General features: G+C 49.7%; 20 protein-coding genes and 1 riboswitch. Of the genes, 16 read left to right on the top strand and 4 right to left on the bottom strand.

Annotated elements, in window-relative coordinates; genetic code table 11:
- Positions 1-14 precede the first annotated feature (14 nt).
- Positions 15-1,235 carry a glucose-1-phosphate adenylyltransferase gene (locus tag ACTHPM_RS06885; RefSeq protein WP_440394452.1) on the bottom strand — a complete coding sequence of 407 codons (1,221 nt, stop codon included), beginning with the start codon at positions 1,233-1,235 and terminating at the stop codon, positions 15-17.
- A 188-nt stretch (positions 1,236-1,423) separates the two neighbouring features.
- Here ACTHPM_RS06885 and glgB point away from each other — a divergent pair, with 188 nt between their 5' ends.
- On the top strand, positions 1,424-3,475 hold the full coding sequence (gene glgB / locus ACTHPM_RS06880) for a 1,4-alpha-glucan branching protein GlgB (RefSeq protein WP_440394451.1): 2,052 nt from the start codon (positions 1,424-1,426) through the stop codon (positions 3,473-3,475).
- Entirely contained in the window at positions 3,472-4,908 is a 1,437-nt protein-coding gene (gene glgA, locus ACTHPM_RS06875; protein ID WP_440394450.1) for a glycogen synthase GlgA, read from the top strand. The genes glgB and glgA overlap by 4 nt, the downstream gene beginning before the upstream one ends.
- A gap of 89 nt (positions 4,909-4,997) precedes the next feature.
- Here glgA and ACTHPM_RS06870 read toward each other — a convergent pair whose 3' ends face one another.
- Positions 4,998-6,746, bottom strand: coding sequence for an alpha-glycosidase (locus tag ACTHPM_RS06870; RefSeq protein ID WP_440394449.1), 1,749 nt, complete (start codon positions 6,744-6,746; stop codon positions 4,998-5,000).
- Between the two features lie 538 nt (positions 6,747-7,284).
- On the opposite strand from ACTHPM_RS06870, the gene ACTHPM_RS06865 reads away from it, so the two are divergent.
- The 4 genes from ACTHPM_RS06865 to ACTHPM_RS06850 all read left to right on the top strand — a co-directional run bounded on the left by ACTHPM_RS06865 (position 7,285) and on the right by ACTHPM_RS06850 (position 10,565).
- Positions 7,285-8,097: a transporter substrate-binding domain-containing protein gene (locus tag ACTHPM_RS06865; protein WP_440394448.1), complete on the top strand. Its 813-nt coding sequence runs from the start codon at positions 7,285-7,287 to the stop codon at positions 8,095-8,097.
- 72 nt (positions 8,098-8,169) lie between these two features.
- Entirely contained in the window at positions 8,170-8,829 is a 660-nt protein-coding gene (locus ACTHPM_RS06860) for an amino acid ABC transporter permease (RefSeq protein ID WP_440394447.1), read from the top strand.
- Positions 8,816-9,538: an amino acid ABC transporter ATP-binding protein gene (locus ACTHPM_RS06855; RefSeq protein ID WP_440394446.1), complete on the top strand. Its 723-nt coding sequence runs from the start codon at positions 8,816-8,818 to the stop codon at positions 9,536-9,538. Before ACTHPM_RS06860 ends, ACTHPM_RS06855 begins: the two co-directional genes overlap by 14 nt.
- Positions 9,539-9,742: 204 nt before the next feature.
- Positions 9,743-9,897: riboswitch (cyclic di-AMP (ydaO/yuaA leader) on the top strand.
- 8 nt (positions 9,898-9,905) lie between these two features.
- Positions 9,906-10,565, top strand: coding sequence for a 3D domain-containing protein (locus tag ACTHPM_RS06850; protein ID WP_440394445.1), 660 nt, complete (start codon positions 9,906-9,908; stop codon positions 10,563-10,565).
- A gap of 84 nt (positions 10,566-10,649) precedes the next feature.
- Here ACTHPM_RS06850 and ACTHPM_RS06845 read toward each other — a convergent pair whose 3' ends face one another.
- Positions 10,650-11,471, bottom strand: coding sequence for a polysaccharide deacetylase family protein (locus tag ACTHPM_RS06845; protein WP_440394444.1), 822 nt, complete (start codon positions 11,469-11,471; stop codon positions 10,650-10,652).
- A gap of 215 nt (positions 11,472-11,686) precedes the next feature.
- Here ACTHPM_RS06845 and ACTHPM_RS06840 point away from each other — a divergent pair, with 215 nt between their 5' ends.
- The 8 genes from ACTHPM_RS06840 to mobB all read left to right on the top strand — a co-directional run bounded on the left by ACTHPM_RS06840 (position 11,687) and on the right by mobB (position 17,750).
- Positions 11,687-12,709: an NADH:flavin oxidoreductase/NADH oxidase gene (locus ACTHPM_RS06840; protein WP_440394443.1), complete on the top strand. Its 1,023-nt coding sequence runs from the start codon at positions 11,687-11,689 to the stop codon at positions 12,707-12,709.
- 140 nt (positions 12,710-12,849) lie between these two features.
- Positions 12,850-13,197 carry a hypothetical protein gene (locus ACTHPM_RS06835; RefSeq protein ID WP_440394442.1) on the top strand — a complete coding sequence of 116 codons (348 nt, stop codon included), beginning with the start codon at positions 12,850-12,852 and terminating at the stop codon, positions 13,195-13,197.
- A 96-nt stretch (positions 13,198-13,293) separates the two neighbouring features.
- On the top strand, positions 13,294-13,962 hold the full coding sequence (locus tag ACTHPM_RS06830; RefSeq protein WP_440394441.1) for a PspA/IM30 family protein: 669 nt from the start codon (positions 13,294-13,296) through the stop codon (positions 13,960-13,962).
- 119 nt (positions 13,963-14,081) lie between these two features.
- Positions 14,082-14,486 carry a DUF350 domain-containing protein gene (locus tag ACTHPM_RS06825; RefSeq protein ID WP_440394440.1) on the top strand — a complete coding sequence of 135 codons (405 nt, stop codon included), beginning with the start codon at positions 14,082-14,084 and terminating at the stop codon, positions 14,484-14,486.
- Between the two features lie 49 nt (positions 14,487-14,535).
- Positions 14,536-15,042 carry a DUF4178 domain-containing protein gene (locus ACTHPM_RS06820; protein WP_440394439.1) on the top strand — a complete coding sequence of 169 codons (507 nt, stop codon included), beginning with the start codon at positions 14,536-14,538 and terminating at the stop codon, positions 15,040-15,042.
- Between the two features lie 10 nt (positions 15,043-15,052).
- Positions 15,053-15,823 carry a DUF4247 domain-containing protein gene (locus ACTHPM_RS06815; protein ID WP_440394438.1) on the top strand — a complete coding sequence of 257 codons (771 nt, stop codon included), beginning with the start codon at positions 15,053-15,055 and terminating at the stop codon, positions 15,821-15,823.
- Between the two features lie 107 nt (positions 15,824-15,930).
- Positions 15,931-17,205 carry a molybdopterin molybdotransferase MoeA gene (locus ACTHPM_RS06810; RefSeq protein WP_440421536.1) on the top strand — a complete coding sequence of 425 codons (1,275 nt, stop codon included), beginning with the start codon at positions 15,931-15,933 and terminating at the stop codon, positions 17,203-17,205.
- Entirely contained in the window at positions 17,202-17,750 is a 549-nt protein-coding gene (gene mobB, locus ACTHPM_RS06805; RefSeq protein ID WP_440394436.1) for a molybdopterin-guanine dinucleotide biosynthesis protein B, read from the top strand. The genes ACTHPM_RS06810 and mobB overlap by 4 nt, the downstream gene beginning before the upstream one ends.
- Positions 17,751-17,823: 73 nt before the next feature.
- Here mobB and xerS read toward each other — a convergent pair whose 3' ends face one another.
- On the bottom strand, positions 17,824-18,906 hold the full coding sequence (xerS, locus tag ACTHPM_RS06800; protein WP_440394435.1) for a tyrosine recombinase XerS: 1,083 nt from the start codon (positions 18,904-18,906) through the stop codon (positions 17,824-17,826).
- Positions 18,907-19,086: 180 nt separating this feature from the next.
- On the opposite strand from xerS, the gene ACTHPM_RS06795 reads away from it, so the two are divergent.
- Together ACTHPM_RS06795 and ACTHPM_RS06790 are read left to right on the top strand one after the other, a co-directional pair.
- Positions 19,087-19,581, top strand: a complete 495-nt coding sequence (locus ACTHPM_RS06795; protein ID WP_440395370.1) for a GNAT family N-acetyltransferase — start codon at positions 19,087-19,089, stop codon at positions 19,579-19,581.
- 135 nt (positions 19,582-19,716) lie between these two features.
- Positions 19,717-20,607: an aldo/keto reductase gene (locus ACTHPM_RS06790; RefSeq protein WP_440394434.1), complete on the top strand. Its 891-nt coding sequence runs from the start codon at positions 19,717-19,719 to the stop codon at positions 20,605-20,607.
- The last annotated feature ends 129 nt before the right edge of the window (positions 20,608-20,736 follow it).

The raw sequence follows: 20,736 nt of genomic DNA, 5'->3' as shown, positions 1-20,736 counted from the left end.
CTGATCCATCGATATTACGAAGAAAGTCCTTCGGCACGGAGTCTGCCGGTCTTTTCGTATACTTCCTGCAGCAAGCGGGAAGGCTGGGTACGTACTGTCGGTTTTGGAAGAACCGTTTCATAAGGCCCGACCACAACCACTTGATCCGATGTGCCTTTAATGATAGCCCCATCCTTGATAACGGCTCCTTCGCCGATAATGGCGCGTTCGATATGAACATTCCGGCCAATTTTCGCGTTCGGCATCACGATGCTGTCTTTAATTTCCGAGAATCTGCCAACTTCGACACCACAGAAGAGCACCGACTGGTAAGCAGATCCGTCCATGAAGCTTGTATCGGAAATCATGCAATTGGCAGTCGTTCCCGTTCTCGCTTTATGGGCACCGATCTTCGTACGCCACGGGCGGGAATACATCGGCCATTCGCTGTTCTCCAGGTTGCAGGAGGCATTGCCGGCCAAAAGGTCCATATGTGCTTCCCACAAGCTGTTGACCGTACCCACGTCCTTCCAGTAACCGTCGAAGCGGTAGGCGAACATGCGATTTTGCTCATTCAGCATTTTTGGAATGACATCTTTCCCGAAATCATGGCTGGAAGCTTCATTGGCGGCATCCTCAAGCAGGTGGCGGCGCAAGTATTCCCACTGGAAAAGATAAATGCCCATGGAGGCAAGATTGCTTTCCGGCACCTCTGGCTTTTCGGCAAAATCGGAAATCCGAAGTTCGTCGTCCACGCTCATGACGCCAAAGCGGCTTGCTTCTTCCCAAGGCACTTCCATAACGGATATTGTTGCTTCGGCTTCCTGCTGCTTATGGAACTGAAGCATTTGGTTGTAATCCATATGGTAAATATGATCGCCGGAGAGGATTAGCACGTGTTCAGGTTGTTGACGGTCTATATATTCGATGTTTTTATAGATGGCATCAGCTGTTCCTAAGTATTCTGCGGATCCTGTATTGTAAGAAGGCAGCAGGGTAATACCGTCCTCATCCTTGCCTTCGAGCCCCCACGGCTCGCCTTCTCCGATATGTTGATGAAGTGATTCTGCCTCGTACTGTGTCAAGACACCGATGGTATCGATCCCTGAGTTCACACAGTTGCTGAGAGGAAAATCGATAATACGGTAGCGGCCGCCAAAAGGTACAGCCGGCTTTGCCTGTTTCGATGTCAGAGGTGCGAGTCTGCGGCCTTCACCTCCGGCAAGCAACATGGCGATGCAATCTTTCTTAAACATGTCGTTTCCCTCCCAAAAATTTGTCAATGTAGTACATACATAAACGGTTGCCGGCCCATCTGAAACGATTATATTGAAATAAAGTTGAAAAATTACAATTTTATTTTTCAGGAGTCATTTTCGCGTTTAAAGCGGCCGGAATAGGGTAATGGTTTAGGTGCACTATAATCTAAAAGCAGGTGATTTTGTTGGCAAAAAGGCATACAATACCCGGACTCCCGCCTACAGATGAAGATATATACTTATTTCATGAAGGGACCTCCTACCACAGTTACAGAATCTTGGGCGCTCATCCTGCTGTGGAAGAAGGACTGGAAGGCGTCCGGTTTACCGTTTGGGCCCCGCATGCCCGGCAGGTCGGGCTGGCATCCGACTTTAACGGTTGGAACGGTGATGAAGATTCACTACATAAGATACCCGATTCGGGCATTTGGAGTCGCTTTTTCCCCGGCCTCACCACAGGTACTTTTTACAAATACGACATCACGGGAATGAATGGGGAACGTTTTCTGAAAGCAGATCCTTATGCATTCGGTGCAGAAGTGCGTCCCGCAACGGCGTCCGTCGTTACCGATTTGAACGGGTATGCATGGCAGGATGCGGCTTGGCGACGTAAGAAGAAGGGACTTTACTCCAAGCCCCTCAACATTTATGAAGTTCATCTTGGAACCTGGCGGCAGAAGGAGGACGGATCGCTGTATTCGTACAGGGAAATCGCCGATTTGCTGATCCCTTATTTGAAGAAGATGAATTACACGCATGTTGAATTCATGCCGCTGGCCGAGCATCCATATGATTTATCCTGGGGCTATCAAGGTACGGGTTATTTTGCGGTCACCAGCCGTTTTGGTTCTCCGCATGATTTTATGTATCTTGTCGATGCGTGCCACCAGGCCGATCTAGGCGTCATTATGGACTGGGTTCCGGCGCATTTTACGAAGGACGCACACGGTCTTCGCAGGTTTGACGGCACGCCTTTATTTGAATATGCGGATCCGTTCAAAGCCGAGAAACCGGGGTGGGGAACCCTCAGCTTCGATTACGGCAAGCCGGAGGTACGTTCCTTCCTGATCTCGAACGCCCTCTTTTGGCTTGAGCTGTTCCATATCGACGGTCTCCGGGTGGATGCGGTGACAAGCATGCTGCGCCTGGATTTTGAGAAAAAAGAAGGACAGTATCAGCGGAATGAACAGGGCGGCATAGAAAACCTGGAAGCCATATCGTTCTTGCAGCAGCTGAATACAGCCGTTTTTCAATACTATCCCTATACATTAATGATGGCAGAAGAGTCGAGCGCATGGCCAGGCGTCACTTCGCCGGTGTCCGAGAACGGGCTTGGCTTTAACTACAAATGGAATATGGGCTGGATGAACGATACATTGGATTACGTGGAGGCGCCGTTCGACGCTCGCCCCGCCAAGCATCATTTGCTGACGTTCCCGATTGCCTATGCCTATTCAGACAACTATGCCCTTCCGTTAAGTCATGACGAAGTGGTACACGGAAAGAAATCGCTTCTCAGCAAAATGCCCGGTAATTATGAGCAGAAGTTTGCCGGGCTTCGGATTCTTATCGGCTACCAAATGACGCATCCGGGCAAAAAGCTGCTGTTTATGGGTGGTGAATTCGGACAGTTCATCGAATGGCGGGACCAATACGAGCTGGATTGGCTGCTGCTGGAGTATGACAGTCACCGGCAGATGCAGGCATATACGGCGGATCTGAACCGCTTGTATCTTGAGGAGCGGGCCCTGTGGGAACTGGACCATGAATTTGAAGGGTATCAATGGATCAGTCCGCATGACTCCTCGCAAAGCGTCATTTCTTATATGCGTAAAGGAAAACGGGCCGGGGATACGCTCCTCGTGCTGATTAACTTTTTGCCTGTGGAAAGACAGCAGTACCGGATTGGCGTGCCGCGCTCAGGCAGTTATATGCCGATTTTTCAAAGTGAGGATGCTAAATACGGCGGGCAGGGGGCATCTGTTACACGGTCTATACCTTCCGAGAAAATTCCATGGCATGATCAATTACACAGCATCGAGCTGAACCTGCCGCCGCTGAGCTTTATCATCCTCAAAAGGGAGGCGGGGAGCCGGGCGAAGGAGGACGGCACTGCAGCATCAAAGCCGCGCCGCTCCAAGGGAGCCGGAACGGCATCCCGCAAAGCCAAGGCTTTACAACCATCATCAGCAACTACGACATCCAGAAATACGGCCAAAGGAGGAAAAGAAGCATGAAGGTATTATTTGCTGCAGCGGAATCGGTACCATTTATTAAAACAGGAGGACTTGCGGATGTCATCGGCGCTTTGCCGCAGGCACTTTCCCGCAGCGGTGCCGATGTCCGTGTCGTTCTGCCCAAGTATCGCGGCATCCCATCACAGTACCGGGACAAGATGGAGCATTTAGGTGAGGTTTATGTTCCGGTGGGTTGGCGAAGCCAGTACTGCGGCATTGAAAGGCTCGTGCATGACGGCATTACGTATTATTTTATCGATAATGAGTTTTATTTTGGCCGCGACGCGGTATACGGATACGGGGATGACGGTGAACGCTTCGCATTTTTCAACCGCGGTGTGCTGCAAATATTGAAGATCATCGATTTTCAACCCGACGTGATTCACTGCCATGACTGGCATGCGGCCTTGATTCCCGTTCTTTTGGATGCTCACTACCGTCATGATCTTTTTTACTATGAAATCCGGACGGTATTCACCATTCATAATTTGCTGTATCAGGGCGTCTTCCCTTACGAGGTACTGGGGGAACTGCTTGAGCTAGGCAACCGCTATTTCACGATGAACGGCTTGGAATACTACGGCAACGTCAATTACATGAAGGGCGGAATCGTCTATTCCGATCATGTCACGACAGTCAGTCCAACCTATGCGAATGAAATTCAAACGGCCCACTTTGGATACGGACTGGAAGGTTTACTCCATTCCCTCGGCCCGAAGCTGAGCGGGATCGTCAATGGCATTGACACCAAAAGCTATAATCCCTCCACGGATCCGCATCTTGCTGTCAAATACCGGTCAAGCATCGCGAAGAAAAAAGAAAACAAAGTCCGTCTGCAGGAGGAACTGAATCTGCCCGTATCCGCCGAAACACCGCTGGTTGCGATGGTTACACGCATGGTGGATTCCAAGGGCTTGGATTTGGTCGTGAGGGTGCTGGACGAAATGCTGACCCTTGATGATATGCAGTTCGTTATCCTGGGGACGGGAGACAGCGCATATGAGCATTGGTTCAGGGAAGCCGAGCAGCGTCATCCGGAAAAACTGTCAGCCCAAATTACATTCAGTGATGCGTTATCCCGTAAAATTTATGCTTCGAGCGATATCTTCCTTATGCCATCGAACTTTGAGCCCTGCGGTATCAGCCAGCTCCTGGCGCTGCGATATGGAAGCATTCCGGTCGTCCGGGAGACCGGAGGACTTAACGATACGGTACACGCATACAACGAGTTTACGGGGCAGGGGAACGGATTCACCTTTACGAATATCAACGCGCACGATATGATGCATACCATCCGCCGCGCCATGTCTTTTTACAAGGAACCGGATCATTGGAACAAAATTGTAAAAAATGCCACGAGCGGAGATTACAGCTGGAATGTCTCGGCCCAGGAGTATAGCAATATTTATAAGCGCATCAGCGGCAAAGGTTAATCAGGAATAACGATTCAGGCACCAAAAAAGGAGCATCTGAAGTCTTGGCCCAAGACTTTCGGATGCTCCTTTCTTTATTCTGATAAAGGTTATTTGGTAATGTTCCGGTACAAAATCCGGTATCCGAACGGATCCAGGGAAATATTCATCATACCGTCCGTTGGTTTAACCTTCTCGTTCGTCAAGGCGTCACGCCAATCGGTGGTGACCATCGGATGGGAGAGGGTCTGCTTCTGATCCGTGTTGTTCATCCAGATCGTGAAATGGATGGAATCGTCCGCACGTTCATAGATGATGCATGGGTTGCCCGGTTCGGCTTTCAGGAAGCGGAAGCGGCCTTCGCGAAGGGCCTTATTGGATTTGCGCAAATGAATCATCATTTTGTAGAAATCGTAAAGCTCGCGGTCCTGTTGTTCCGGATCCCAGACCATGCACTTGCGGCAGTCAGGGTCTCCATCGCCTGCAATACCAACCTCATCGCCGTAGAAGATACATGGCGTCCCCATATAGGTGAAGAGGAAGACGACTGAGAGCTTCAGCTTGCGTTTGTCGCTGCCGAGGCGAGTCAGCAGGCGGGGGGTGTCGTGGCTGCACAGCATATTAAATACCACTTCGTTGGTCTGCTGCGGATAACGCATCAGCAGAGAACTCATGCGGTCGGAGAAGGCTGCACCATCCATCCCTCCATTGAAAAACTCAAGTACTTTATCGGCGAATGGATAGTTCATAACGGAATCGAATTGGTCCCCGACCAACCAGGAAAGGGAATCGCTCCATACTTCTCCCACGATATAAGCATCCGGGTTAGCGTTCTTAACGACCTTGCGGAAGTCGCGCCAGAAGTGGTGATCCACTTCGTTCGCCACATCCAGACGCCACCCGTCCAGCTTGATTTCCTTAATCCAGTATTCGGCTACGTCGAGCAGATACTCTTTGACCTCCGGGTTCGCCGTATTAAATTTTGGCATGTTGCCGAAGAAGCCGAAGGTATCGTATGTGGCGATGCCATTTTCGACGCGTGCAGGGAACTGATTCACATGGAACCAGTCGGCATACTTTGATTGTTCTCCGTTTTTGAGCACGTCCTGGAATGGTGGGAAGCTCTCGCTGCAGTGGTTGAATACCGCATCCAGCATGACGCGGATGCCTTTCTCATGGCAGGCTTCCACAACGTCCTTGAGCAGGGCGTTGTCCCCAAAATGAGGATCTACCTGTTTGTAATCCACGATATCGTACTTATGATTTGAAGGTGACTTAAACAACGGAGTGAAATATATCGCATTGATGCCGAGGTCTACCAAATCGTCAAGATGATCCAGAACCCCCTGCAAATCTCCACCGAAGTAGTTGTCTGTTTTTGGCTGGCCGCCCCAGGCTTCTGTCCCTTCCGGGTCATTGTTCGGATCGCCGTTCGCGAAACGTTCAGGCATGATTTGATAAAATACAGCGTCCTTAGCCCAGTCCGGCACCTTGAATACATCGATTTCATGTATGTAGGGGAACTCGTAATAACCGCCCGGAGGAGCGGGACAGTCATGATAAATTCCGTTGTCCAGCATGTAAACCGATTCGCTTCCTGCCGTAACCCGAAATCCGTAGTTCAAACGTTTGTATTTGGGAAGAACGGAAGCCTCCCAATAATCGAACATCTCATCGGATGCCGCCTTTTCCATCGTGATTTCAAAATAAGTCGAGTCCCAGTCATATTTGTCTCCGGTCATGGCGACAACGGAGTCCACATCGTTTTTCTTGGTGCGGACACGCAGATGAATGGTTTTGGGATCGTAAGCATAAGCCCACTTGTCGCGGGGCACATGATATAAAGCTTCGAGCAGCATGACTACACCTCCTGATAATGTCTAGCTATTTAATAACCGGAAACTAGGAAGAATGAACCATTGCCGCAAACTGCCATGGATTACGTTATTATGCTCCGTTAGGGGAGAGGGTCATGCTTGAAGCTCCATTTTTAGCATTATTCACCTTGAAATGTATAGAAATGAATAAATACGAAATGGACTGTTTGAAAGGCTAAACAACGGGGTGAAATAAATACGATAGTTATTTACATATCAGCAAAATAAACCACCAATAAATGTTAAAATTAAGTAGTGAAAAATTGATTGTTATTTAAACATGATATTGGAATTGGTCGAACTTAAAGAACCCTTTTTATCGACCAAAGGAATATTAATCTATGGACAATTCATTATTATTGACAATTTGTTGAAAACGAGTTGCTTTGTATGAAAATTACATTGCATAATCATGCAGTTTGTTGTAGTATAAAACATGCTTTCGTAAGGGTAATGATGAATCGCAAACATGACCATACTAAGCGCAACAACATGAGGATATGGACAGGAGAGATAGATGATGAAAAAATGGGGTACTTTAACGTTATGCTTGATGCTCGCAGGAAGTCTGCTTGCAGGATGCGGAGATAAGAACAAGGATGAGGCAGCCGCACCGGATAACGGTGCAACGAATGCCAGTGCCAAAACGCTCGTGCTTGGGACAAGCGCCGATTTCCCTCCGTACGAGTTCCATAAAATGATTGACGGCAAGGATCAAATCGTCGGCTTCGACATTGAGATTGCCAAAGAGATCGCGAAGGACATGGGCGCGAAGCTTGAGGTCAAGGACATGGATTTCAAGGCACTGCTTGGAGAACTTTCGAGCGGCCGCGTTGACTTCGTCATCTCGGGCATGACACCCGATGAGGAACGGAAGAAAGCAATTGACTTCTCAAACAACTACTATAAAGCTGAGCAGGCTGTAGTCGTCCGCGAAAAGGACAAAGATAAGTACACAACGATGCAATCGCTTGAAGGAGTATCCTTCGGCATTCAGACCGGCTCGATTCAAGAGGACATTGCCAAAACCATTCCAAAAGCGAAAATTACAGGACTCGGAAAGATCAATGATATCATCATGCAGCTGAACTCCGGCCGTGTCGACGCTTCCATCATGGAAAAGCCGGTTGCCGAAGCCTTTCTGAAGAACGTCAAGGGACTTGCGATTGCTGATGCTGTGCCTGATTACAAGGAAGACGGATATGCGATCGGCGTGAAAAAGGGAAATACGGAGATGGTGGAGCAAATCAACAAAACACTCGACCGGCTGAACTCCGATAAGAAAATTGAACAATTCGTATCCGAAGCCAGCGATCTTGCGGCTCAAAAATAATCGAACGCGAAAAATAGCGGATATCCTTCGCTATTTTTTGTTTGCGGCATCGAGGAAGGAAGTAAGGATTTCATGAACATATTCGAGACGTTCTGGACGTATCGTTCCTATTTCGGAACGGGCATCCAATATACTCTGCTGCTTGCAGCGATCGGAGTCATTTGCGGCTTCATTCTGGGCATGCTCGTGTCCATGCTGCGGATGTCCCGGTTCGGGCTGCTCCGTTTTGTGGGAACCGTATGGGTGGAGTTCCTCCGGGGTACCCCAATGATCGTGCAGCTATTCATCATCCATTACGGTTTGGTATCGTTCGGCATCAAGCTGACTCCCATTGAATCCGGAGCGATTACGCTTTCGATCAACAGCTCGGCTTATCTGGCGGAAATATTCCGCGCCGGCATTCAGGGCGTGGACAGAGGGCAGGCAGAAGCTGCCCGTTCTCTCGGCATGGGTAAAGCCATGACCATGAGGCACATTATTTTGCCGCAGGCCGTCAAAAGCGTGCTGCCGGCCATCGGCAACGAATTCATTACCATCATTAAAGAATCCTCGATCGTATCGTTTATCGGCGTGACCGATCTGATGTATCAAGCGCAGGCTGTCACGACCATTACTTATGAGTCGTTGAAGCCGCTCTTAATCATTGCCGCCATTTATTTTGTTATGACCTTCACGCTGTCCAAGCTGCTTGGTTTGTTCGAAAGGAGGCTGAATACGGATGATCACCGTTAAGGATCTGCACAAATCGTTCGGGAAGCTCGAAATATTAAAAGGCGTTAACGTTGAAATCGCCAAAGGGGAAGTCGTAGTCGTGATCGGACCCAGCGGATCGGGGAAAAGTACGTTCCTCCGCTGCCTCAACCTGCTCGAAACGCCAACGAGCGGCGAAATTACGTTTGAGGGCGAGTCCATTACGGATCGTAAACATAATATTAACTTGACCCGTGAGAAAATGGGCATGGTATTTCAGCAGTTCAACCTGTTTCCGCATAAAACTGTGCTTCAAAATATTATGCTTGCCCCATTGAAGGTGAAAAAAATGGCTTCCTCGGAAGCCGAGACGATCGCGGTGGATTTACTGCGTACCGTCGGCCTCGCCGATAAAAAGAATGCGTATCCTTCGCAGCTGTCAGGCGGTCAGAAGCAGCGCATTGCTATCGCGCGTGCTCTGGCGATGCAGCCCCATGTCATGCTGTTTGACGAGCCGACTTCGGCGCTGGATCCCGAGATGGTCGGAGAGGTTCTTGAAGTCATGAAGAAGCTGGCTGAGGGCGGCATGACCATGGTCATTGTCACACATGAGATGGGCTTTGCCCGTGAGGTAGGAGACCGAATCCTGTTTATGGACGGCGGTCAGATCATGGAAGAAGGAACACCGTCCCAGGTATTTGGCAACCCGCAGAATGCACGTACGAAAGATTTCTTGAGCAAAGTACTCTAGCACATACGAAATAAGCCCCGGCGAGAATCCATTTCTCGCCGGGGCTTATTTCGTATGTAATGAAGAATTTGTAATCATTTTAACGCAAATCGCGATTTAAATTTTTAAGCAATTAGTAACTTTCTAACTCTGATAACGGAAGTTATAGTGTTAATAGTTGCAATATGGTAACATTTTCATGCGCACTGGTTACAAAATTGTGATATATTGAGTAAGCCAAAACTTTGGAACACAAAGTGCGGGGGATTATTTTTACCGTGAAAGACTTAGTCACTTGGGGTGAATCGTGATTGTAACGTAGGGTTGTCTCCTCAATCCGAACCCGACAGCTAACCTCGCAGGCACTGAAGGATTTTAAGGAGGAACTATGAAGAAGAGATTTAAAGGATTGAAATTTATCGCAGCTGCAATCGGCATCACATTGGCGGTACAAGCCGTTCCTGTCCATGCGGACTCTGTACATGTGGCCAAGGAAGGCGATACCTTCTACACACTATCGAAACAATATGGCGTCAACCTAAATCAATTGATGAATGCTAATCCTAACGTACAAGCCACGAACATCTATGGAGGATTGAAGCTTAACATTCCCGGAGTTGAAACCATGAAGGCCTACGCGGATTCCGCGCCGGCATCGATCACCGCGGCTTCGCTTAGCGTGGATTCGGAGCAAAAAATCGTGGAAGCATGGGGTAAAACCTTTACGTATAATAAAACCCTGAAAGTCAAAGCTACAGCATACTCTGCTGCGGCAAGCGAAAATGGCAAATGGGGTGCCGTCGACTATTTCGGTAATCCGCTCGAACTCGGTACCATCGCCGTGGACCCATCCATTATTCCGCTCGGAACGAAAGTGCTTGTCACTGGACATGATTTTGCGGGTCTTCCCAAAAAAGCTTTCGTCGCTACCGCAAAAGATGTAGGCAGTGCCATCAAGGGCAACCGCATCGATATCTTTGTTCCAGGAAGCCAGCAGTCAGTAAGCAACTTTGGTTTCCAGAACGTAGAATTGTACTTTATTAAATAATCGTTATCTTTATACTAATTACCCACATACGCATGTACGCAAACAAGCAGCCTTATACCATTTGATGGTCGAGGCTGCTTGTTTTTATTTGTCCTTTAGCACTTTGAGAAGTTTGGGTAATGTAACAAAGGTGTAGCCTTTTTTCTTCAAGTCACGGATGACTTCCGGCAGAGCGCCAATCGTGCCGGATAGATCCGAGGTCGTGCCGCCACCGGCATGCTGAAGAATAATGGAGCCCTGTCCTGCCGTTGCCATGATGTTCCGTTTCACCGCTTCTTTGCCGATGCCTTTCCAGTCCAGGGAATCGACATTCCAGTTAACGATTTTGTAGCCCTCACGCTTGGCCCATCGCAGCTGACTTTCCGTTATATCCCCGTATGGGGGACGGATCAGTTTCGGCTTGTAGCCGGTAATGCCGTAGAGTATTTTTTCCGTACGCACTATTTGGTCCATATATTCAGCCATCGTCAGCTTGTGAAACTGGGGGTGGTTGTAGGAATGATTCCCGATGATATGACCTTCGCGAACAATGCGTGCCACCAGCTCCGGATGCTTCTGGGCCCGGCTGCCCACAACGAAAAAGGTTGCCTTGACGCCGTTCTCCGAGAGAATTTGAAGAATTTGCGGTGTAAACCGCGGATCTGGTACATCATCGAAGGTAAGCGCGATCTGTTTCACATGGGGGCCATGAATTTTGAAGGTATCCGGATATTTTTTAATCAGTTGGCCGAGGGTCAGTATCTGTTTTTCCTGATGCTTTTCCGCTTTTTCTATCGTGCTGGTTTCCTGTACCGGACGCGGAGCAGCGGGATTTTCCGGGCTTGCCGCATACAAAGCGGCTTCGGGACATAACAGAGTAAAGACAAGCGTTACCGCGCATATTTTGCTGAAATAAGTTCTGATCATGCGGCACGGACTCCTTTCTAGGGGAATGCTGGCAGAGCCATTGGATTGTCTATACTGTTATGCCCCGAAATGGAAAGGATTATAGATGGACCAAGGCTCTCTCGCCCGTTTCCATAAATACTTGAAAAGCGTATATAATATATAGGTGTTTCATATTAGACCTGCATAAATATGGGTATCTTCAGATTATGGCTCTCGGAAAGGAGACTGAACACATGGCTGATATATTTACACCTTATGTCCTAAAGGGCTTATCATTGAAAAACAGGATCGTCATGCCGCCGATGTGTCAATATTCGGTGCAGGCGGAGGATGGAATTCCAAACAAGTGGCACTTTGTGCATTATGTATCCCGGGCTGTCGGCGGAGCAGGCCTGATAATTATCGAAATGACAGCCATCCGTCCTGACGGACGCATTACGAGCCAGGATACGGGGCTTTGGAGCGATGAACAGATTCCTGCTTATCGCAGCATTGTCGACGAGGTACATACCTACGGTACCCGAATCGGAATCCAGCTTGGCCATGCCGGCCGAAAAGCGGAGGATGCGAATCCGCCCGTAGCCCCTTCAGCGATCCGTTTCGATGAAAAATACAGTGTGCCGCGTGCGCTCTCCACGGATGAAGTGAAAGATATGGTACAGGCATACAAAGAAGCAGCAAGACGAGCCGTCGAGGCCGGTTTTGACACGATCGAAATCCATGGCGCTCACGGCTATTTGATTCATCAGTTCCATTCCCCGTTAACCAACAAGAGGGATGATATTTATGGCAAGGACCTTCCGCTCTTTGGCGAAGAAGTGGTCAAGGCCGTGCGGGAGGCCGTACCGGTAGACATGCCTGTGATCATGCGCGTATCCGCCAAAGAATATGTGGATGGAGGGTACGACGTCGAGTATATTGCCGAAGTTTGCCGCCGATATCAAGCAGCGGGTGTGGATGTGTTTCATATCTCCTCGGGCGGTGAAGGACATATTGGGGCGAACGGCGGACCGAAAGCAGGGCCGGGTTACCAGGTGGAACTCGCGGAAGAGATCAAAACCAAGCTGGATGTTCCGGTCATCGCGGTCGGCAGGCTGGATCGGTTCGAGGATGCGCAGCAGGTTGTTCTTGACGGGAAAGCGGATCTCGTCGCTGTGGGGAGAGGGATGCTGAAGGATCCGTATTGGGCCTTGCATGCATCACAGGCGCTCCATGGCGATGAGAAGATACCGAAGCCGTATTTGCGCGGTTTTTAATGAATGTGACAGAAGGCATTGGCAGGCTAGTCTGCCGGTGCCCTTTTTGACTAATCAGGCTTGTCGGAAATCATTCGAGTCCTATAAAATGGAAAAGAGGCATCTTCATCTTGTACGATGGACGGGAAACGGGGGGTAGGATGGCATCCGGCAAATGGGGAATACAGATCCGAGAGGCTTCCGTCGGCAGGGACTCGCTTTTCGTTGTGACGGGAGGAGAAGCGCATATCGGCTCTGTTGCAACCGCGTACTTTAGCGAGACCGCCAAGGAGGTAGAGACGCAGACGATCAACGTGCCTGGGCACCGGGAGCATGAGCTGGCTGCTGGCATGGCGAAGAGGGCATCCCATTTGCTGCGCAGAACTGTAACCGTGGCGGCAGGCATCCATTACGACGGCATTTCACGGGACGACATTGCAGAGATCGTGGCAGAAGCCGATTCAGCGTTTGATGAGTATCTCGCAACAATGCTTGGAAAAGTAGATTGAAAATTTTTTTGCGAATTTTGAAACGACTTCAAAACTGCTGCGTAAATGAATATCATAAGAACAACATTAAACCTTTTCCTAGGAGGAAATAACAAAATGGCTATTTTTAAAAGATTACGTGACCTGACTATGTCCAACATTAACGCAATCATCGACAAAGCGGAAGATCCGGTTAAAATGACTGACCAATATATCCGTGACATGACCGAAGACCTTGAGGATGCGGAAAAAGCGGTAGCCGCCCAAATCGCCATCGAGAAGAAATTCAAGCAGCTGTACGAAGAGCAGGAAGCCCTGGTTCAAAAACGTACGCAGCAGGCCCATACGGCAGCTCAGGCGCAAAACGTGGAGCTTGCCCGCCGTGCTTTGGAAGAAAAGAATGCCGCGGAACAAAAAATGGCTGAATATAAAACAAGCTACGACCAGAACAAAGCGTCCGCCGATAATCTTCGCGACAAGCTGGATGAAATGCGCAAACAGCTTACCGAAATGAAAAACAAGCGCGAAACGCTGGTAGCGCGTTACAATGCAGCCAAAGCTCAGACCGAAATCAACAAAGCGATGCAAGGCTTCAGTACGGACAGTGCTTCGAGCGGCATGAAACGCATGGAAGAGAAAATGATGCAGATGGAGGCGCAAGCCGAGGCGAGCAACGAAATGTCCTCCAAAGGCAAATCCCTTGACGATGAATTCGAGAAGCTCGGCACAGACAAAGCAGTCGAGGACGAACTCGCTGCACTGATGAAGCAGTACGAAAACAAGTAATACAACGTCTGCGCATAACGTAAAATGAAAGAAGCAGCGAAGGGGGATGACATGTATGTGTCCTTCTTCGCTGTTGTTGCTCTAAATGATCAAAAGCTGATATCGTGGAGGCACGTTGCATGGACTTTAATACGATTATGGGGATTCTGGTCTGGACGGGATCCGGGGCTGTGCTCCTTTTTCTTCTGATGTTTGTGGATTCCCTATTCACAAAATATAAGGATTTTGAAGAAGTGAAGGCAGGCAACATGGCCGTGACGACGCGGCTTGTACTGAAGCTGCTGGCGCAGGGCTATATTCTCTCGGTATCGATCGGAACGTCGAATAACCTCCTTGATGCCGTGATGGTATCGATTATTTCTTTCCTGATTCTGCTTGTGCTTGAAGCGATCGTTCGCGTATTGCTGCGAGTATGGGCCAAGCTGGAACTCGACGTAGGGACCCAGCAGGGAAAAGTGGGCTACGGTTTATTTGCAGGTTCGCTCCATTTGGTAGGTGCGTTAATTATTACCGCATGCCTATAATGCGACCGTTCATCACAGACTAAGTATGGAACATAAGGAGTTATAACATATGGGTGTATTTAAACGAATCGGCAACCTGTTTGCCAAGCCTGAACCTCCGAAGGTTGAGAAGAGCATGCTGGCTCTCATGCCAGGCGATATTTGCGAAGTGTCCCTCGTTACGTATGAAGTAACGGGAAGAGTGCATAACCGCGGGCGGAATGCGGTGGTGCTGACGCTTCAGGACGGAAGCACGATTATGTATCTGCATATCGAAGAACGCGAAACGCTTCAATACGCGCTGTATAGCCCGCTGGACGGCAGATTAGACAACCCCAGCGAAGTACCGACAGAGCTCGATCTGGATGACAGAACCTTCTTCCTGGAAGAGGAATACGAAGGCCATGTGATGGTGAATGGCAAAACGCCGTTTACCCAAGGCGGAGCGCAGCATGTATGGCAGTATCAATCCGATGATTACCGCCTGGTGCGCATCGAATGGCAAAATGGACGCTTTATGCTGTACGAAGGAGAGAAAGTGCTGCCTGGGGATGTCAAAGTCATCAGGGCCAATTAGGAGTGATCGCATGAAACGACGTCAGGGACGGTCGCTGCTCAGTCTAAAAATCCTGCTCGTCATCAGCTTAGTGGCGTCGCTGTTAAGCGGATGCGGTATCGGCTCGCCGAACGTCAAGGAAACCTATCCTTTGGAGTCGGTGAACCGGGACGGAAGTGCGACCTCTTACGTATACCGGGCTGCGGATAAGACCGTCCCGGAAGTGGCTAAAGAGCTCTCGGATGAGAAAAAGCCGGACCAAATGTCCAAAGAGGACACGGAGCGGATGTTTCTCGTCTATGGAAAAGAGTACTATCATCTGCAAAAGGACCCTGCCAAGGCAAGTGATACGCTGATCGAAGTCGACTCGCAGGAATACGTTCAGCAGAACTACGATTCAAGCTTTCTGAAGGGTTATTTAACAGCGGTTATCATTGGGCAGCTGTTCGATTCATTAGGCGGTGGAATAGGCGGGTACAGGGGCTACTCCAGCCGGGATGTTTACCAGCCGAAGCAGGGAACCTATCATGCACCCACCGCGAGCGACAAAAAGCTCGCTCCACCGCTGACCGTCGAGAAGAAAGGCTCAATTCTCCGCCGCGGCGGCACGAATAAAGACACGAGTGTTGGCTCAGGCGGCAGCATTTTTGACCGGAAAACGGACTCTTCGAATCCGAGCAAAGGCAGCATTTCGCGGGATAAAGACGGCTCGGGCGGTTTGTTCGATTCCCCGAAACGTTCGGTTACCAAGCCGAAAACGAGGATCGGGTCCGGCAAAATTAAGCGAAGATCACGAAGATAACACAAAAAGCAGCGCACGAAACATGGATTCGTGCGTTTTTTTGTGTCATGATAGGTGTATATGTTTATCAAGCTGGTCGCAATGAGACAGAGGAAGGTGCATTGACATTGAAACAAACCATGGATGAATACGATAAATTTCACCGGAAACCGCTGCAGGTGCAGCATGCGCAGGAACTGTTGTCGCAATACGGTCCGCCGGGCCCGACAGAACAGATTCCTTTGCAGGAGAGCCACGGTCGTTATTTGGCCGAGAAGGTCCGTGCCCCCCATCCGTTTCCGCGGTTTCGCCGCTCAGGAATGGACGGGTATGCGATTCGTTCGGAAGACACGGAGGGATGTTCGGCAGAGCAGATGGTGTGGCTCGATGTGATCGACGAAATACCATGCGGTACGGTATCGGGAAAATCAATCACTAAGGGAACGGCAGCGCGAATCATGACGGGGGCACAGGTTCCCGAGGGAGCGGATGCCGTGGTCATGCTCGAAATGACGGAGCTGCGTCAAGAAGCTGGAAGAACGCAAGTCGGGCTGAAGCGGAAAATGGAACAAGGAAAGAACGTCACTCCAATCGGCTTTGAGGTGCGGGAAGGAGAGGAGCTTCTTCAACCTGGCCGGCGGATACGGGCAGGAGAAATTTCTGTTCTTGCTTCCTTTGGCGTTCATTTGGTAACAGTGTACAAGAAACCGAGAATTGCCATTTTTTCGACAGGGTCGGAGCTGCTGACCGTGGACGAGCCTCTTCAGCCGGGAAAAATACGGAACAGCAACACGTACATGCTCGCTTCCCAGGTGCGTGAAGCCGGCGGAGAACCTTTTATCCTTGAAGCGGTCATGGACGACCTGCCGCTGGCTAAAGCCAAAGTGGAAAAGGCGATGAAGGAGTTTGATGCGGTTGTGACAAGCGGCGGCGTATCTGTAGGCGATTATGATATTATGGGAGATTTCGTGCGAAGCGACAGTGTCGACATGCTCTATAACAAGATTGCCATGCGGCCCGGCAGCGTAACGACGGCAGCCGTAAAAGACGGAAAACTCCTGTTCGCGCTGTCCGGCAATCCTGGGGCATGCTTTGTCGGTTTTGAGCTGTTCGTCCGGCCTTTCATCCAGCGGACACTTGGCAGTCATTCGCCGTATTTAACCGAATGGACCGCTGTGCTGGAACAGGAATATACCAAGGTGAACGCTTTTACAAGATACGTCAGAGGCAGATTCGAGGCAAGAGACGGGGTACTCTATGCCATTCCGGCGAAAGTGGATGAATCCAGCGTGATGGTGACGATTAAAGACAGCGACTGCCTGATCGTGATTCCGCCTGCCAAAGGCGTCACGCCAGCGGGTGAAAAGGTGAAGATTCTGCTCCTGAAAGGAAACACGCTGTGAATAACGGAACAAAACGCGCTGCGGACCTTGAATCAGGAACGCCGTTTGTTTTACAAATCGTCGGTTATAAGAACAGCGGCAAAACTACACTGGTGTGTTCGCTCGTGGAAAAATTGAAAGCGAAGGGGTACCGCGTAGCTGTTATCAAGCATGATGCGCATGATTTCGAAATGGATCATGCAGGAACGGATACGTACCGGCACCGGGCAGCCGGCGCATCGGCCATTGCACTCGTCTCTTCCCGCCAGACGGCCGTCATCCGGAACGAGGAGCTCACGCTGCAGAAACTGATTCATGATTTTGACGCATATGACATCGTTCTGGTGGAAGGCTTCAAGCAGGAAAGCTACTCCAAACTGGTGATGGTCCGCAGAGAAGGGGACCGGGAGCTGATCCATCGGTTGGAGAATGTGAAGGGGGTCGTAACGTGGATGGCTGCGGAAGAAGAGCTATCCGCTGCGGGCCAGGAGAAGGCATCCCGTCTTGCCGTATTTGGTAAGGATGAGATCGCGGCCGTGATCGATTGGTTGGAGCATCAGATATAAATATGAGAAAGCCGGTTCCCTGATAGGGAGCCGGCTTCTTGTGTTTCAAGATGTCTGAAGGGAATAAGGAGCCTTATGAATCCGTTCTCCGTTCAATCGCTTCAGACATCGTTTTGTCTGTCAGGTGAGCGTACACTTCCGTCGTTTCGGTCGAGGCGTGGCCTAACTGTTCTTTTGTTTTGTAAATGTCGTTTTGCAAATAATAGTCTGTTGCGAAGGAATGGCGCAGTTTATGGACTGTAAGGTATGGCTTGCCGAATCTTTTGGCGTATTTGATGATCATGGCCTGGATGGCCCGCTTTGTCATGCGGCTTCCTTCGCTTTGACCATTCGCCAGAGCAAGAAACAGCGCTTTTTCTTTTTTCGGCGCTTTGTAGCGGGTCTGGCGCAGATTCATGTAGTTGTTCAGGTCATCCTTTGCCTGCTCGCGGAAATACACCGGCGTCTTGAAGGTTTCGTCATTGTTGCCCTTGCGGTACACATACAACATTTTGTTGTTCAAGTCGATATCGTCGACATTCAAGTTCACGACTTCGGATACACGGAGCCCGGAGTTCAGAATCAGGCTCGTAATGCTGGCGTCCCGTTCCTTGTTCAGCTCGTGTGAATACAGGGCTTGTTTGTTCTTCTCCACATCCTTGGCATACCCGTCGAGGATGTAGCCGATAAACTCCAGCAGCTCGTCTTCCTCGAGTATTTTGCCCTTTAGCTTGGCGGCGGTATCTTTCGGCTTATGAATGCGCTTGATTTCGATTTTGGCCATAATATTGCGTTTCAAGAGCGGATAGAACTCTTCGTCCTCCGCAATCTGGCTCAAATAATGAAAAAGGGAACGCAGCGATGACAGCTTCCGGGACACCGTAATACGTGAATTGGTGCCTTCCCTCTTGGTCGTCAGGAAGATGCGGTAGCTCACCACGTTTTCCATCCGGAGGACTTCCAGTTCCTTCAGCGTGACTTCGGTATTGCTTTGCGCCAGGGACAGTCCTTCGCTCCGAAGCCAGTTGAAGAAGGTTTCGTAATCCCTGACGTATTCGAGCAGGGTGGAAGGGGAGAGATCCGGAAGCTTGTAGTCGATAAATTGCTGGACAAACCACGGCATGCCCAGCACCTTGTCATCCAGCTTGATCCGGTCGAGTTCCTTTTGTACGTTCACAGGGCATCACCTCGGGTGCTTTAGTTTGGTCTATCTCGTATATTTTACCATATTGGATCATGAGTTGCTGTGTGAACCACGCTTTGACCGATCGCTGCGTGCGCTTGCTCCTCATGGCTCAAAGTTATATAGTGGATATGAATCGATGTACATAAATGAGGTGAACTCGTGGATTTCAGAATGGATCTGGTTCCAGCTCGAAAAAAGCATGTGATCAGCGGCTTGATGCAATTCTATTTGTATGACTTTACGCTGTTTCAGAACCTGGATGTCAATCCGGACGGCGTGTTTCCCGAGTATCCGGGTCTGGATGATTATTGGAGAAAAGGAATGGGGAAGTTCCCTTTTCTAATGACAAGTGGAAGCACACCAGCAGGATTTGCTTTGGTGGACCGTTTGGCCGACCCGGGGGAGGGTGATTATTATATGACGGAATTCTTCGTCATGCAAAAGTACCGCCGTACAGGAATGGGCAGCTGGGCGGCGAGCCAGCTGTTCGACCGGTTTCAGGGCCGATGGAAAGTCACGCAGGTGAAAAAAAACGAGCCTGCACAGGCTTTTTGGCGAAAAGTTATCGGTACATATACGGATCGGCAGTTTGAAGAAAGCGTGAATCCTCTCAATGGACATATCAGTCAATATTTCACGACACGAAAGATAAATGCTGTTAATTAAATGAAATGCAGTTTGATGGGTTCCTTAGCATTTGTTTGACGGAACAACATGACTCCTCACTGGCTGAACGATGCCGAGTATGCAGACGACGCCTGTTTCATAGTTTCTCTGAGGTATGAATAAGGAGGCAAGAGTATGGAAAAACGATCTTTTGGTAAAACGGGAATGGAAGTCAGCGTTTTGGGTTTCGGCGGAGCCGAAATTGGGAAGGAAACCGATCTGTCCAAGGTGGAAGATCTCCTGAACCATGCGCTCGATGCAGGACTGAATGTGATCGATACGGCAGAATGCTATGGCGACAGCGAGGAACTGATCGGCAAAGCGCTGTCCGGCCGCAGAAACGATTACTATCTCTTTACGAAATGCGGCCACGCTGCCGGCTTTGAGGAAGAAGACTGGGACCCGCACATGCTGGAAAAAAGCATCGACCGGAGTTTGGAGCGGCTTCAAACCGATTATGTTGATGTGATTCATCTGCATAGCTGCTCGGAAAAAATATTGCGCCAAGGTGCGGTAATCGAGGTGCTGCAAAAGGCGAAAGACCAGGGTAAAACCCGGTTCATCGGCTACAGCGGAGACCGGACGGACGCCTTATATGCGGTTCAAACGGGCTTGTTTGACAGCCTGATGATATCGCTGAACATCGCCGATCAGGAGGCGATCGACCTGACCCTGCCAGAAGCTGTCGAAAGAGGAATGGGCATCATCGCTAAACGCCCGGTGGCTAATGTCGCTTGGACGTATGAGTCCTTATCCGAGAAAGCCTATCCCTATGTCTATTGGCAGCGTTTGAAAGAGCTTCAATACGAATTTCTGTCAGATCCGGAACGGGTGGTGACGACGGCGCTGCGTTTTCCGCTGACGATACCCGGCGTCCATACGGCCATTGTCGGAACGCAGAAGCCCGGAAGATGGTCCGAGAACGCCAAGCTATTGCAGACCAGCATCCTTCAGGAACAAGAATACGAGTACATTCGTGCGCGTTGGAAGGAAGTCGCCGGCGACGATTGGGTCGGCAAAACCTGATGGTTCTGCCTGGTGTCGGAACGCAAAAAATCGTGGCTTTCAGGCCACGATTTTTTAACGGGAAACAAATAAATATTTCAACATATGAAAAATTCACAATAGTGTATACACCGGTTTAGATGCAGATGA

It is taken from the genome of Paenibacillus sp. SAFN-054 (assembly GCF_051966755.1).
GTDB lineage: Bacteria > Bacillota > Bacilli > Paenibacillales > Paenibacillaceae > Paenibacillus_AQ.
The sequence above is the reverse complement of the archived record's forward strand: the minus strand, read 5'-3'. Positions and strand labels throughout refer to the sequence as shown.

What these genes read in the sequence shown, in the direction of transcription:
- ACTHPM_RS06885 (WP_440394452.1), bottom strand. Translation starts at nt 1,235, where the DNA reads ATGTTTAAGAAAGATTGCATCGCCATGTTGCTTGCCGGAGGTGAAGGC.
- glgA (WP_440394450.1), top strand. Translation starts at nt 3,472, where the DNA reads ATGAAGGTATTATTTGCTGCAGCGGAATCGGTACCATTTATTAAAACA.
- ACTHPM_RS06870 (WP_440394449.1), bottom strand. Translation starts at nt 6,746, where the DNA reads ATGCTGCTCGAAGCTTTATATCATGTGCCCCGCGACAAGTGGGCTTAT.
- ACTHPM_RS06865 (WP_440394448.1), top strand. Translation starts at nt 7,285, where the DNA reads ATGAAAAAATGGGGTACTTTAACGTTATGCTTGATGCTCGCAGGAAGT.
- ACTHPM_RS06860 (WP_440394447.1), top strand. Translation starts at nt 8,170, where the DNA reads ATGAACATATTCGAGACGTTCTGGACGTATCGTTCCTATTTCGGAACG.
- ACTHPM_RS06855 (WP_440394446.1), top strand. Translation starts at nt 8,816, where the DNA reads ATGATCACCGTTAAGGATCTGCACAAATCGTTCGGGAAGCTCGAAATA.
- ACTHPM_RS06850 (WP_440394445.1), top strand. Translation starts at nt 9,906, where the DNA reads ATGAAGAAGAGATTTAAAGGATTGAAATTTATCGCAGCTGCAATCGGC.
- ACTHPM_RS06845 (WP_440394444.1), bottom strand. Translation starts at nt 11,471, where the DNA reads ATGATCAGAACTTATTTCAGCAAAATATGCGCGGTAACGCTTGTCTTT.
- ACTHPM_RS06840 (WP_440394443.1), top strand. Translation starts at nt 11,687, where the DNA reads ATGGCTGATATATTTACACCTTATGTCCTAAAGGGCTTATCATTGAAA.
- ACTHPM_RS06835 (WP_440394442.1), top strand. Translation starts at nt 12,850, where the DNA reads ATGGCATCCGGCAAATGGGGAATACAGATCCGAGAGGCTTCCGTCGGC.
- ACTHPM_RS06830 (WP_440394441.1), top strand. Translation starts at nt 13,294, where the DNA reads ATGGCTATTTTTAAAAGATTACGTGACCTGACTATGTCCAACATTAAC.
- ACTHPM_RS06825 (WP_440394440.1), top strand. Translation starts at nt 14,082, where the DNA reads ATGGACTTTAATACGATTATGGGGATTCTGGTCTGGACGGGATCCGGG.
- ACTHPM_RS06820 (WP_440394439.1), top strand. Translation starts at nt 14,536, where the DNA reads ATGGGTGTATTTAAACGAATCGGCAACCTGTTTGCCAAGCCTGAACCT.
- ACTHPM_RS06815 (WP_440394438.1), top strand. Translation starts at nt 15,053, where the DNA reads ATGAAACGACGTCAGGGACGGTCGCTGCTCAGTCTAAAAATCCTGCTC.
- ACTHPM_RS06795 (WP_440395370.1), top strand. Translation starts at nt 19,087, where the DNA reads ATGGATCTGGTTCCAGCTCGAAAAAAGCATGTGATCAGCGGCTTGATG.
- ACTHPM_RS06790 (WP_440394434.1), top strand. Translation starts at nt 19,717, where the DNA reads ATGGAAAAACGATCTTTTGGTAAAACGGGAATGGAAGTCAGCGTTTTG.